Source organism: Rhizobium sp. B21/90 (assembly GCF_019355815.1).
In the GTDB taxonomy this organism is placed as follows: Bacteria; Pseudomonadota; Alphaproteobacteria; order Rhizobiales; family Rhizobiaceae; genus Rhizobium; species Rhizobium rhododendri.
Window position 1 is genome coordinate 332,632 of the sequence record NZ_CP072164.1, and the last position, 14,020, is coordinate 346,651.

Here is a 14,020-nt window from a genome sequence, read left to right on the forward strand (position 1 = left end):
GAGCAGCCATCCCGATTAATCAAATATAACAGAAGGATGCGTTGAACCCAAGGCTGAGATGGGTAGTATGGGGTACTGCGTCCTTGAGGTGATAGAGATTGGCAAATGTGGGGATAAATAGCGGGTTCAGCTGGAACCGCGAATGGATGCCGTTGGTCTCACGATACGAGGTCATCACGAGCTCTGGCCCGGAAGACGCGGGGCAACAATCCGCTCCTGTAGCACTGCTTGATATTGCCGATACACCGTGCCTGGTGCTTTTGAGCGAACCGGGAATGGGAAAAACTTCGGATTTAGCTTCGCTCGCTCAATCGCTGCGTGACAGAGGCGAGCAAGTCGATCTTGTTTCAGTCCGTGATCCAGACTTTGCCGGGGTCCTTGATGCCTTGCTGGTTTCCGACCATTGCCTGGGCTGGACGGATGAACACCGGGAATGGCACATCTTAATCGACGGTGTGGACGAATTGGCCGGGGGGCTGGATCCGAAGCGCCTGCTGGAGGGCTTTCTTGATCGGCTCTTCGCACTCGGCAAACGCGGCCGCCTCAAGATTGCCTTTACCTGCCGCACCTCAGCGTGGACCGACCAACTTGATCAAATGGTCAAAGACCGATGGCCGCCAGATGCTCACAAACGCCTTTCGCTATTGCCTCTGGCGGACAGTCAGATTCTCTCGGCGATCAATAGCTTTGAGTTGTCAGCAGAGAACCGGGCCATCCTGACGGCTCACTTGTCGAACGAGAAAATGCGTGCGGTCGCAGGTCGGCCGTTACTGCTGGCAATCCTGTTGGACCAATATAGGAAAGGCGGCACTTTCCCCACACGACAAGCTGATCTGATCTACACCGCAATTCTTGCGGCCCTCGGTTCGGTCGATGGATCATCCGTCGACGTTCAATTGGCGATGGCCGGTCGGCTAGCGGCCGCCTGCACATTCTCCGATATACGTCGGTTGACGACGGCGGTAGGCTCGACCGACACTGAAACGTTGTCTGTTTCAAGTATTGCGGGCGGCATCGAACCGACTAAGGGAGATTTGGTCACCGCAACACCGGCACAGTTCTCGCTTTGCTTGAAATCTCCGCTTTTCGTCGAAGTCGCGCCTAAAACTTTCCAGTGGTCGCATCGAATTTTCAGCGACTTCCTAACAGCTCGCTACCTTGCAGACCACCGGCTGTCAGCAGAAGAAATCCTGTCGCTCCTGATCGTGCCGGAGATTGGAGGGCCAGGTGGTGTTGCGCTGCACCTCACCGAAGTGGCTGGATGGACCGCTGTGATGGTTCCAGGCGTCTTCAGCGAGCTGATCGACCGACAGCCAGATGTGTTGCTTCAGTCTCAGGCATTGGCGCTTGAACCCGCCGACCGCGCACGCTTGACGGAGGCATTGCTCGATCGGTTAGCCAACGGGGAGCTCCTAGACCGGTATAACGAGATACTGCCGCTCCTTGGCCGGCTCGATCACGACGGACTGGAGGAGCAGCTTCTCCCACTGATTACGAGAGACGACACCCCACCTTTTCAACGCAGGGCAGCGATTGATTTGGCGGCGGAAGCCGGAAAAACCTCGCTCTCCGGTGTTATTCTGAATGTGGCTACCGCGCCGCGCGTTGATGGCATCTTGCGGACTATCGCGGCGCGCTCCGTTCGAAAGCTCATTGGTACCAAGTCTGACGAACTTCTGGCTCCGATCCTTTTTTCTGATCTCACGAGCGACACCGACGATCGCCTACGTGGCACTGTCCTGCAAGCGTCTTGGCCCGGCAGCCTTTCCTTCCGGCAATTGCTCCTCGCGCTGACGGCTCCTAAGCGAAGCAATCTGATCGGCCCATACCAGATGTTTCTATCCCGTTTCGAAGCGCCAGAGATGACAGCGGAGCAGGCCCTCGAAACGATAGAGTGGTTAAATCTGAGGCTGGACGCCGATGACGACGGACAGAATTATCTTGAAACCGTTGGAACACGACTGTTTTGGGCATCTGCGGGCCAAGTCGCAGCGCCCCAAGTTGCAGATGCGATGGCCGCATTCATCGTTGCCGCAGATCGCAATGTGGCACGCTTTACAATTGAGAGAGGAGACCGCACTTCGCATTGGCCGAACGCTCCGCTGGCGCGTGCGACGCTCGTGGACAAAATTCTTCAGCGAAGCCAAGATGCACTCCGTAGCGTCATCCTCATATTTCAAACCCTCCCAGATCTACTTGTACCGAACGATCTCAGCGAATACTTGGCGAAGATTACTGGTACTCGCGATGATTCCCTTCAACTCGCGCTGTCTCGCATCATCGTTGAGCTGAGTCTGCAATTGCCGATCGATACGATGGAAGAGGTGTGGAATGCCGCCTTAAATATCCCACCATTGCAACAAACCCTCTCTGCGCATTACTCAGTCACTTTAGATTCTCCGGCGTCTGACTACATGCGCCAAAAATTCCAAAGGGAACGCGATGCTGAGGGGCTCCGAGCATCCGAAAAGCTGAAATCGTCCGCCTGGAGGGACGGTATCGAAAAGCTGCTCAACCGGATCGAAGCAGGTGACGCACAACTTTGGTGGCAGCTCAACCTCCAGCTTTTCCAGGAACCGACAGGCAGCTTCGATCCCCACTTTGAGTTCATGTCGGATCTTACCCAGACGCCCGGCTGGGGCGCACTTGAAGCGAGCCAGCAGGCAAGGATTATACGGACCGCATCAGACTATCTCGTGAAGTCACCTCTTGCTGAGACAAGTTGGCTCGGCACCAACACCAGCCATCGACCGGCCAATGCTGGCTTGCGCGCCCTGCGGTTACTTTGGGAGAATGCTCCTGACACGTTTGCTGCATTGAGTGACGAGACCTGGGCCACTTGGTCTCCAGCTGCGGTCGGGTTCCTTGGAAATGATTTCAACCAAGATGATGCGCAGCGCCATCTCGTCCGGGAGGCTTATCGGAAAGCTCCGGCTGCGGTCATGCTTGCAGTCCAGCAAATTGCGACTGGCAGTGGTTCAAAGGGTCTTTCTTCTCGTGTGCTCGATCTGTTGGAGTGGGCACTTGATTCGCGTTTGGCAAGCTTCCTCCGGGACCTCGACCAATCGCACGACCTCACGCGCCACGAGGAGACGCCGTCAATACTGGGTTTTCTCGTCCGAAACGGTGACGGTCAGGCGGTAGCGAGCGTCATCGCGGCATTGGAAAAGGCAGGAAGTGACACACCACCGGAGCCCTCGCAAACTGCGTTGATCGCGGAGGCCACGGTCGAACTATTGCGCCGCGACCCACAAGAAATTTGGCTGAAGCTCCTTGAGCTGCGAGGTAAAGACGAAGAACTTGCAAGGGCGATCTGGGCACAATTTGCAGAACAAGTGGCGTTCAATCAAGGACCGAAGCTCGATGTTTTGTCTGAGTACGACCTCGCCCAAGGATATATCGACCTAGTTTCTCTGTTACCAGAGCGCCCTTCCCAGGAGGCTGGAGGGCGGCTTCTGCGGTCGCCAGATTTTGTCGAACAGCTACGCAGTATTCTGCTTAGCAGGCTCGTAGGGCGTGGCACGAACGTGTCGCTTGAACAACTGCACCGAGTTAAACACGCGGTTCCAGATGGGCATGAGGCTCTGCAATGGTCAATTGAGGAAGCGCGTCGGAATGTCCGCGCAAACCATGTTCGACGGGAAGATCCAGCGGATGTCCTTGCACGCATCTCCACTATGGGGCTTCAATCAGCGCCAGAAGAATTGCAGGCTGATCGCGGAAGAAAATCCCACCTTGACGCCTTGGCAGACGGTCAGATCGAGATTGATGTTCCCGCTCCGAAGGTCCGAGAGGCGGGAGCGCTTCCTGAAGCGGAGCGCAAAACCATCTTAGCGGTGGCGTCTGAGTGGATGTCCCTCCACGGAGGCATCTCAACTCTCAATCGAGAACTTTGCAGAGCTTTGGCAGCCTTAGGTCACACGGTTATCTGCCTGGTTCCAGATGCCACAGAAGCTGAAATAAATGATGCGACCGGTGTAAAGGTGAACCTGGTCGCGTGTCCCGAATCTGTTGGTATCTCCGGCATCGACCGACTATTGCTTTGCCAAGCCGCAGATATTGGCGGCCTGCCAGAGCTTGTCCTCGGACATGATCACATTACGGGTCGTTTTGCCAAAGCTCTTGCGACGCGTTTTCACGCTAAGTACGTGCACTTCCTACACACGATCCCGCAAGAGAATGAAGGCTTGAAAAGCCCCAAAGCTGATCGACCTCGCAACGTTCTCGGGGGCGAGACAAAATTGCAGAACCAACTGGACCTCGCTGGCGCGGCAAATCTAGTGGTTGCCATTGGCCCGCGGATCCAGAAAAGCTTTCTGGCGGAAGCAATAGACCCTCCGCCGGTTTGTGTTTTAGTACCTGGCCTGAACCCTGATCTTCTGACGCTCAATCCAGATCCTGCGAAGTTGCATCTTAACATGTGCATCATGTCAGCGCGCATGGAAGATGCGGTCGCAAAAGGCGGCATGTTGGCATGCAATGTCATTAAAATCGTGGGCAACGGGCGCGAGTGGACGGTGCACGGCCTCCCAGTCCTGATCATGCGTGGTTTTTCGGAAGATGCGAATGCCGAGTTTGCCCGCATCGGGGAGCTTTCAGATTACGCCCAGTTTGTGCAACCCCGCTCGTTCACGACAGATCCTCTGAAACTCACAAATGGCTATTTGAAAGCCGCGCTGATCTTGATGCCCTCCGTGGCAGAGGGTTTTGGCCTTACCGGGCTGGAAGCAATCGCTGCGGGCGTTCCCGTTGTTATCTCGAGCTCAAGTGGCTTGGCCGACTATCTGCGTGGAGCCGTCACGAACGATGGGCTATCGCGAGAGCTGGTAGAATCCTGTATCGCGCCAGTTCATCTTTCCGAAGAGGAAACAAGAAATGCTTGGGCTGAGAAGGTTGACGCCGCCTTGTTCAATCGCGAGGAGGCTTTCCAGCGTGCAGCAGACTTACGGAAGGCCTTGAGACTTCAGCTGACATGGGAGCATGCAGCACGAAGGCTTTCGAGCGAGTTCTCCGCACTTTGACAGTCATGTCATTCCCCCGCTGCCAACTGTGAACATGCGAGTCTGGCTCTTTGATCAATGATGATTTCCAACTTGCCGAGGACAGTCGGAGGACATCGCGTTCGTTTCCCGCTAGCCAACGCTAAGCGTTGGGATCATCAGATTAATCTGAGCGTGGCGGCATCCACATTTCGATCGCTGTTTCAGGATAAATTTGTACCGATCCCGGCTCGAAGTAACTTTCAATTGCGTACCCAAGGTTGGTCAAATCAGTCCGGTACCAGCCGACAATTTTGCCGCGCCACGACGCGCGGCCCTTCTTTGCGGCATAGTCACCCATTTGAAACTTGGCATCTGAAGGCCATGGATTGAGCATTTTATCTCCAATCGAACGCGTTTAACTCTTGTATTGACGAGGTCGGAATCCAAGAGTTCTCTATTTTGTTGAACGACTTACACCCAGGCGACGCATTTCGCGATAGACCGTCGATCGTCCTAGGCCGAGCTGTTTTGCGGCTTCGGCCGGCGATGTTTGAGCTTCGATGAGTTTGATCGCTGCCTCGACCCTCTTCATGTCGAGCGGCTGCCGCCCTGGTAACTTTCCTTTTGCCCGTGCTGCGGCGATGCCATCCTTGGTCCGCTCCGAAATCAGCCTTCGCTCGAAATGGGCAATGGCGCCAAATACGTGAAAGATCAATTCGCCGGCGGCCGACGACGTATCAATCTTCTCTTCAAGGCTCAGCAGGTCGATCTGGCACCCGCGCAGCATTTTCACAGTTTCGAGCAATTCGGCCAGTGACCGACCAAGGCGGTCGAGCCGAACAATCGCCAGTGTGTCGCCAGCACGAGCATAGGCGATCAGATCGGCGAGACCGGGCCGGTCCATGCTCTTTCCGGACTTCACATCGGTGAAGACTTTGATCGCACCGGCCTGCTCAAGGCGCATGGTCTGACCAGCGACATCCTGATCGCCGGTCGAGACACGTGCATAGCCGAGAATTGCCCCCATGATGGCGTCTCCGAAACGGTCGTCTTGTGGACGGTGACAACCGCCCTCATTCCGCTATTGAAAAATCGTCCATAGAATACGTCTCTTTATTCCCCGCTGTCCATAGAATATCACGCCCTTTTATGGACGATTTAGCGGGGTAGAGATGCGCAAACATGAACTTCTGACCGAACATGAACGGCGACAGCTCTTATCGATTCCCGAAAACCGCGACGGCCTTGCCCGCCTCTACACCCTTGAGCCGGATGACCTCGACTTGATCCGGGATCGGCGTGAGGATCACAATAAGCTCGGCTTCGCCCTGCAGCTTTGCACCCTTCGTCATCCTGGCGTGCCTCTTGCGCGGATCCTCGGCAAGATCCCAGCCTCAATGATTTCCTTCGTGGCCGAGCAGATTGATGTTCCGGATAGTGTTATTGCGAACTACGGCTTTCGAAGTCAGACGATGACGGACCATGCGCGTGAGTTGGCCCGAATGATGGGTCTGCGGGTGACTGAAAGTAGCGATATCACCATGATGATCGAAGCGGGAGCGGTCGCCGCGGCGGCGACAGATAAAGGAATGCCGATCGCCATTCACATTGTCACGACATTGCGGCAGGCGGGGATCGTGCTTCCCACGATCTCGACAATCGAGAGGGCGGGAATTGCTGGAAGGGCGCGAGCTCGTAAACACGCCAGCCAAGCGCTTATCGGCGGTCTGACCGCCCACCAGTTCGACATTCTCGATTCCCTCGTTCAGATTGATCCCAAGAACGGATTATCGCCTCTGGCGTGGCTGAAGGCATTGCCCGTCGCAGCGAAAGCCGACGGCGTCCGCGATATCCTGGAACGTCTGTCCTTTGTCCGCGCGATCAGCATTCCCGCTGCCCACAGTGCTGCCCTGCATCCCGACCGTTATCGCCAGTTCGTCCGTGAGGGACGTATGTCGCCGTCGTATATGATCGAGCGCTACACCCTTTCACGACGGCGGGCGACATTGGTCGCGTTCCTGATCGACGCTGAGGAACGGTTGACAGATGCCGCGATCGATATGGCCGACAAGCTGATCGGCTCGATGTTCACTCGCGCCAAGAACTCCAAGGCCCGGAAGTATCAGGCAACGGCGAAGGATGTGTCCCGATTGATGCGCCTGTTTCGAGGCACGATTGACGCGTTGGCGGATGCCATCGAGACCGATAGCGATCCGATCGACACGATCAATGCATCGGTCGGCTGGGCAAATCTGCTGCGAGCGCGCCACGAAGTCGCAGAAATGGCGGACACTGCGGATCAGGATCCCCTGATTGTTGCCGCTGACCGCTACACGACACTGCGAAAGTTTGCGCCGGGGTTGATCAACGCGCTTGAATTCCATGCCGGTAGAGGCAGCGCACGGACCATCTCGGCTGTGAGGGTGCTACGAGAGGCCCATCGCACCGGAAAGCGAGAGTTACCGGCCGATGCGCCTATGCCATTCAAAAAGGATTGGCAGAAGATTGTGATCGGAGCAGACGGCAAGATCAATCGTAAGCTTTATGAGATCGCGACACTTGCGCATCTACGCAATAAGCTGCGGTCGGGCGACGTCTGGGTGGAGCGCTCATCATCGTATCGCCGCTTCGACAGCTATCTCCTGCCTCCGCAAATGGCTGCGCCGGTCACCAAGGATTTGGGGCTGCCGGCATCTGCTGACGATTGGCTGGAACAGCGGGGGCGCGAACTGGACTGGCGGCTGAAACGGTTCTCAAAGCGTCTCCAGAAAAGCCAGGTCGAAGGCGTCAACTTCGATGGAAACCGCCTTAGTATTACTCCTTTAAAGTCCGCGGCTCCCGCCAGCGCGGAAACTCTCGTCAGCCAGATCGAAGGTATGATGCCGCGTATACGGATCACCGAGTTGCTGCACGAGGTCGCCAGCCAGACCGGCTTCCTTGGAGCATTCACGAACCTGAGAACAGGACAAACATGCCCGAACAACAGCGCAATGCTGGCTGCAATCCTCGCCGATGCCACCAATCTCGGCCTTTCCCGCATGGCACGTGCCAGCGAAGGCATCACCCGAGATCAATTGATATGGACCAAGGACGCCTACATTCGGGACGATACCTATGCTGCTGCCCTTGGAACGATCATCGATGCGCACCACCGTCTGCCAATCGCGTCGGTCTGGGGCGATGGCACGACTTCAAGCTCAGACGGTCAATTCTTCCGGGGCGGAAAGCGGGCAAAGACCGGCGGTGATGTGAATGCCCGATACGGCGTCGATCCGGGGTTCGGGTTCTATACCCACGTGTCCGACCAGCATGGCCCTTACCACGTGAAGGTCATCTCGGCCGCTACCCATGAAGCCCCCTATGTTCTCGACGGTTTGCTGCATCATGGCACGGGTCTCAATATCTCGGAGCATTACACCGACACTGGTGGAGCAACCGATCACGTCTTCGCGCTCTGCGCCGCTCTTGGTTTCCGGTTTTGCCCGCGGTTGCGCGATTTCCCGGATCGGCGCCTGATCCCGATCGAACCGACCGGCAGCTATCCGGACCTGGTGCCCCTTCTCGGAAAAAGGGTCCGCGCGGACATTATCCGTGAGCATTGGGATGATGTGCTGCGGCTCGTAGCCTCTCTGAAATCGGGCCACGTCGCACCTTCGGCCATGCTGCGAAAGCTCGCTGCCTACGAGCGTCAGAACCAGCTTGATGTCGCCCTTCAGGAAATGGGCAAAATCGAGCGGACCCTGTTCATGCTGGATTGGCTGGAGAATCCGGCACTGCGCCAGCGTTGCCAGGCCGGACTGAACAAAAGCGAGCAGCGTCATGCCCTTACGCAGGCCATCTGCACGTTCAGGCAAGGCCGTATCATCGATCGTAGCCACGAAGCCCAGCAGTACCGCGCCTCCGGTCTCAACCTCGTCATCGCCGCGATCGTGTACTGGAACTCGACCTATATGGCCGACGCGCTTGCGCATCTACGTTCGACCGGTAAGGTCGTGGACGACGCGATGATGGCGCATACCTCACCTGTCGGATGGGAGCATATCGCATTCTCCGGTGATTTCCTTTGGGAGCAAGCCGCGAAAAGCAGATCACGAAAAACGCTTGTCCTAGAAGACGGAGCACAGGCGGCCTGAGTATTCTTTCCCCGTTGACGATAACCGTTGTTCAGTGGGAAACCAACGCGACGCCCTCTTCATGGCCTTCCCCTCCTCCGATCTCCTTATTTTCAGGCATTTCCGCCACAGATGGCCACCAGTGGACGTTTCAGGCAGCTCACGGTAGATGCCGGTTCAACTTCGATTTTCGAGTCTGGTGGGGCTCCGTTTATCCCATAAAACACGCTTTCAACCGGTCGTTTTCTTACGCATTCCTTTTGTACAAGAGCACTCGAGAAAACCATTGCGCGGTGCCGACTGGTCCATCGCCCTGCGCCGAGCGGCCATAAGATTGTAAGACTATTCAAAGACAGCATCTACGGCTCATCTGAGGCCAGCTATGAGCGAGCGCGTGCTTATGGTGACGCCATCATCTCCGCCGTGCCGCCGCCCACCAATCACGATCAGGCAGTCCAGATCCGCAGGAATAACCAGAGAGGGATTTCCGGCGTGCGGCGTGTCGAGACAGAGAGCGGCGATGCATGGCAGATCACGTTTCTGACGAAGGAAGGCAGGAGAAAGAAACCTTCTCCATCGTTCGGTACGCGAAGAGGTCGCCAAGGAAGAACTCGATTGGCTTGTCGATCACATCAAGCAACTTCAGGACATCATCGCAACGATTTGCGCTGAGCGGCTCAATGGCTAACACTGGCGCTCTCCCTAGCTTGAGAGGCGTCTTCGCCAGTTTAGCCAGAAGCGTTACCGATTGGTTCTGAGAGACGATCAGCTGTATCCCCCGGTCACTCCACCCCTCCCCCTCACCCTGTCCGCTCGCGTCTGCCGGCATTGGCCCTTGCGAGCGACATCAGCATCGGACCGATGGCGAACTCGCCGCGCTCTGTCCTGCGGGTGAGGTCGCGCAAATATCCGCCGGCCGACGTGATGCTGCCGGCCCTTTCCAGCACGCAGGCCATGACGGTCGCTGCATTCTCGGGCCCCATGATGACGCAGGCCTCCTCGTAGGCGCTGGGGCTGACCCCCAGCATCGAGCGGACGACGACGGCTGCCGCCATCATGTCTCGCCAGCTGCCGATACTGCCGCCCGGGCCGTAGGACAGAATTTCCGGGCAGGCCTGCAGCACAAGCCCGAGCGGAAACGCCTTCAGCCCCGGTTGATCTCCGCCGGCCATAGCCAGCCTTCGCGGTTTCACAAGATGGCCATCCGTCACGCTTTTGCGCTCGCCGCTGTCATCCGCTGCAGCGGTGTGTCCCATCGGCATATCCGGCGCCTGTGGTTGGATTTCCGATGTTTCGCTCTGCTTCATGTTCGAAGCTGGTTCAAGATCAGAGCTAGATTCGGGTTTTGAATTCTGTATGTGGCGCTCAGCTTGGGACTCATTGCCGTGCATATTTTGAACAGTTATGCGAACTTCCAACAGGTTGAGTACTTCCTCGCGCAGCATCTCCATCTCTTCGACAATAGGCGTGATGTCATGGATGTCGGGAGAGCGCGGTATCCTGGCCACGAGATCGCGGAAATGGCCATGTACCATCGTCCAGTCGCCCGGCACACCCTCTTCCAGAGCGGTCTCGATCAGCTTGGCAATGTCACGCCGGCAGAGCGACAGGCGCTCGCGCATCGCCCTGAACAGGGCGCGGTCGATGGTGACCTGCGCTGCCAGTGCCTGGATCTCATCAGCACGAGCAATCAGCGGAGCGATATTGAAGCCATAGGCCTGATCGACCTCCCCCTCCCCGTCCCGGCGCGCAAAGCGCTTGCCGTTCGGGCTATCCTTGCGCACCAGCAATCCGGCCTCGACCAGGGCAGCCAGATGGCGGCGCAGCGTTGCCGGCGCAATGCCGTGGGCGCGGATCGACAGCTGGGCGTTGGAGGGAAAGACCACGAGGCCGTGCTTTCCGCTGAGCTCATTGCCCGGATAGAAGCTCAGCAGAGCGTTCAGCACCGCCAGCGCCCTGTCGGAAAGGCCGAGCAGCGGCTTTGCTTCGCAGAGCGCACGAAAGATCTTCCACTTGTCGACCGACTGTTCCGGCACGATGTCGTTGGCCTTGTACTGGCTTGCCAGCATGCCAAGCGTCATGGCCCGCCGCCCAAAGGGCGTCGTCACACTTCCCGTCTGCATTTTCTCGTCACCTTTCTTGAGGCAAAAGAAATCCGCTCACCAAAACGATGCCAAAGACACTTGACTGGGATTCATGGAAATGCGATTCTCGATCTTGCTTAAGGAATTGAGAGAGGCTTCCACGACGGAAACGTTTTGGGGGCCTTTTTCTTTTGTAACGGTCTCTCCTTCTCGACCGGTTGATCTTATGACAGCCACACCGTTCAGTGAATGGAGCTGTCCTGATGATTGTACTCGCGCAGCAGATCCGGCATTCGCTCTGCTAGCCATCGCGCGAAAGCGTGTTCCTGCTTAGGGATGGTCACGGTGGTTCCAGAAGAAGTGCGTTTCATGCGGCCAAACAGCCTATCGCCGACGGCAAAATCGCGCATCTCTTCCTGGCTTGCCTCGCTTAACTTATCGAGCGCACCGCTGGCAGCGCGGATTGCAAGTGCGACACGTTCTGAACTGTGCGCCTGTTGAAAGGCGGTTGTTTCAATAAACCTGCGAACAGGCTCTACTCTGCTTGTATCTCTCAATAGGTCCGCGAACGCCGTCCATTTCGGCCGTCCGACGCCCTTGGCTCTACCGATCGCGAAAACGATGTCTTCTGGGATCACATCCGTGACGCGAAAGAGGTGAGACACTGCTGCCTCTGATAGACCAAGGATTGGGCATATCGCGCGATGGGACAGCCCGGCACTTTTTAGCTGGACGGCCCACATAGCTTGCTCAATCCAGGTAAGGTTTTCCCTGACACCATTTTCGAGGGACTGTTCCTCAACCAACTGGCGGTCCGTCAACTCGCGGACGTAGGCTTTGATCCTGATGCTCTCTGGCCGCTCAGTTTCCGCCATTATGGCCTTGATCGCTGCCCAACGACGGTACCCATATGCAAGCTGATAGTGATCGCTTTTGGTGGGATGCGGTCGGACTAGCACAGGGATCTTCTGCCCTTCAGTGACTATCGACATCTTGAGAGCGTCTAGCTCCTTTTCCACCTCCTCATCGCTGTCGAAACGATCCTTGTACGGAGAACGCTCCAATTTATTGGGATCGAGAGAGATGATGCTGTCTTCGCTCAGTTGGGTCAGTGCTCGGCCAACATTCGAAATAACGGGCGACGAATGGCGCCGGGACGGCAAGGACTTTTCTGACGGTTCGGCACTGGTGATGGAACCGCCGCGGCTCTCGGCGTCAGCCATTTTTTGAAGGATGCTCTTTTTCATCGGATACGTCCCCAAACCTTGTGGATCAGATCAAGAATCTCGAAGTTGACGCGATCGGCACTTTCGATGGCCCGTTTCAGTGCCTCTCGTCCAACTTCCCCGGCTTCCAGTTCGTAAAGGGTCTTCTTAGCAACCGCTGCCCCGGCGATGGCAGTAGACTCAAGCGCTTCCGAAACCAGAACGTCGTCGCCAAATAGCCGGCGCATGACACCGGACATGTATTTTTGCGGACCATCGTTTGGATTTACACGTGTCAGCAAGAACCGAAAGAAATCATGTTCGAACTTCGCGCCGAACTGCGCGAGAACCTCAGAGAGGTCAGAGATCATGATGAGGAACTGGTTGCACGAGGCGACATCAAGCATCGCGGGATGAACCGTAATGATCAAAGATGTTGCCGCGTAGAGTGCTGCCAGCGTCGAGTATCCAAGCGACGGGGGTGTATCGATGATTACGATATCGTAGCGATCATCGACACGAGCCAGAGCATTGCTCAGGCGCTCGAAAAAGAGGCCGAGATCATCCCTGTTTTTCGAGGTCAGATAAGACGGTGTGTCAAACTCGAAATCCATCAGCTCGAGATTTCCGGGCACGAGATCAACGCCCGGGAAATAGGTCGGTCTGATAATATCGGCTAGGGACCGGCGCTCATTGTCATATCTTATGGACGCATAAGTAGTTTCGTTCTCACCGAGATCGAATTCCGGCTGAATACCAAAGAGTGCTGTCATTGACGCCTGTGGATCAAGGTCAAGGCAAAGAACACGGTAACCTTGGAGGCCAAGAAAGTGGGCTAGGTGAATGGACGTCGTCGTCTTTGAACTGCCGCCTTTGAAATTGGCTGTGGCAATGACCTGCAGCTTTTCGCCCCTGCGGCGATGAGGCAACAGTTCACCGGCATCGTCAGGGCGGAGTTTAGCGAGGAACGAACGCAGCTCCTTAACCTGGTTTACGGTATAGGTGCGGCGGTTGTTGTCCGCTCTTTCCGGCACTGGCCCCTTCCCTTCGATTGTCAATTGTCGAAGAGTGCTTTCAGGAACATTTAACAGCCGAACAAGATCAAGTGTAGAAAATGTCCGAGCGAATGTCTTCTGCGCCGAAGGCGGATAGACGGCTTCGCGCATGTCGTTGAGTTCTGCAGAGAGCTTCGAAGTGTAAACCCCGATTTTCGATGCCGTATCTCTGACGTTCTGAGAAGCCGGTTGAAGCATTCTGTCCTCTTGACGGTTATGATCACTAAACGAGATCATTACCGTCACGGATGACAGAGAGAGTCCGATTCTTCAAGGGATTTTTCGTTAAGCAGAAATTAACGCGCGTAACTCGCACAAGGACTTTACAATTGTAAAGTTCGGGGACCCGCCGGTACGTCATAGAAGGAGCGTAGGGGCCGGATACCTCTCGCTTCAGCCTAAGCCAATGGATGAGGCTTCAAAAGACACGCGCCGGGTATTGCCGCGCGCTCCATAAGAGATGCCCTGGATAATTCCGCATTAGGGCATCTCCGCCCGGGGCATTTCAATCGACAACTTCCTGAGTGAACCTCGCCCGGCCCTCCGACAATAACTCAAGCAATGCAGAAAGAAAGAACTAAG

At 56.3% G+C, this 14,020-nt stretch carries 8 protein-coding genes; 2 read left to right on the forward strand and 6 right to left on the reverse strand.

Annotated features, from left to right (window positions below; translation table 11 throughout):
• Positions 1-107 precede the first annotated feature (107 nt).
• The gene (locus J5278_RS27450) at positions 108-5,021 is read left to right on the forward strand and encodes a glycosyltransferase (RefSeq protein WP_257623507.1); all 4,914 of its coding nucleotides are present in this window, start codon (positions 108-110) and stop codon (positions 5,019-5,021) included.
• A gap of 142 nt (positions 5,022-5,163) precedes the next feature.
• On the opposite strand, the gene J5278_RS27455 is transcribed toward J5278_RS27450, so the two are convergent.
• Together J5278_RS27455 and J5278_RS27460 are read right to left on the reverse strand one after the other, a co-directional pair.
• Entirely contained in the window at positions 5,164-5,376 is a 213-nt protein-coding gene (locus J5278_RS27455) for a DfrB family trimethoprim-resistant dihydrofolate reductase (RefSeq protein WP_111219419.1), read from the reverse strand.
• 60 nt (positions 5,377-5,436) lie between these two features.
• Entirely contained in the window at positions 5,437-6,009 is a 573-nt protein-coding gene (locus J5278_RS27460) for a recombinase family protein (RefSeq protein ID WP_111219421.1), read from the reverse strand.
• Between the two features lie 145 nt (positions 6,010-6,154).
• Between J5278_RS27460 and J5278_RS27465 the strand changes: the two genes are divergently transcribed.
• Positions 6,155-9,115 carry a Tn3 family transposase gene (locus tag J5278_RS27465; RefSeq protein WP_111219423.1) on the forward strand — a complete coding sequence of 987 codons (2,961 nt, stop codon included), beginning with the start codon at positions 6,155-6,157 and terminating at the stop codon, positions 9,113-9,115.
• Positions 9,116-9,626: 511 nt separating this feature from the next.
• Here J5278_RS27465 and J5278_RS27470 read toward each other — a convergent pair.
• The 4 genes from J5278_RS27470 to repA form a co-directional block, all read right to left on the reverse strand.
• Positions 9,627-9,785: a hypothetical protein gene (locus J5278_RS27470; protein ID WP_154677466.1), complete on the reverse strand. Its 159-nt coding sequence runs from the start codon at positions 9,783-9,785 to the stop codon at positions 9,627-9,629.
• A gap of 109 nt (positions 9,786-9,894) precedes the next feature.
• Positions 9,895-11,217, reverse strand: a complete 1,323-nt coding sequence (repC, locus tag J5278_RS27475; protein WP_111219427.1) for a plasmid replication protein RepC — start codon at positions 11,215-11,217, stop codon at positions 9,895-9,897.
• A gap of 203 nt (positions 11,218-11,420) precedes the next feature.
• Positions 11,421-12,425 (reverse strand): plasmid partitioning protein RepB, encoded by a 1,005-nt coding sequence (repB, locus tag J5278_RS27480; protein WP_111219429.1) that lies wholly within the window; start codon positions 12,423-12,425, stop codon positions 11,421-11,423.
• Entirely contained in the window at positions 12,422-13,636 is a 1,215-nt protein-coding gene (gene repA / locus J5278_RS27485) for a plasmid partitioning protein RepA (protein WP_111219431.1), read from the reverse strand. Before repA ends, repB begins: the two co-directional genes overlap by 4 nt.
• Positions 13,637-14,020 lie beyond the last annotated feature (384 nt).

Bases quoted from the DNA above. Each gene is read 5' to 3' on its own strand.
- J5278_RS27465 (WP_111219423.1), top strand. From the start codon at position 6,155: ATGCGCAAACATGAACTTCTGACCGAACATGAACGGCGACAGCTCTTA.
- repA (WP_111219431.1), bottom strand. From the start codon at position 13,636: ATGCTTCAACCGGCTTCTCAGAACGTCAGAGATACGGCATCGAAAATC.
- repC (WP_111219427.1), bottom strand. From the start codon at position 11,217: ATGCAGACGGGAAGTGTGACGACGCCCTTTGGGCGGCGGGCCATGACG.
- repB (WP_111219429.1), bottom strand. From the start codon at position 12,425: ATGAAAAAGAGCATCCTTCAAAAAATGGCTGACGCCGAGAGCCGCGGC.
- J5278_RS27460 (WP_111219421.1), bottom strand. From the start codon at position 6,009: ATGGGGGCAATTCTCGGCTATGCACGTGTCTCGACCGGCGATCAGGAT.
- J5278_RS27455 (WP_111219419.1), bottom strand. From the start codon at position 5,376: ATGCTCAATCCATGGCCTTCAGATGCCAAGTTTCAAATGGGTGACTAT.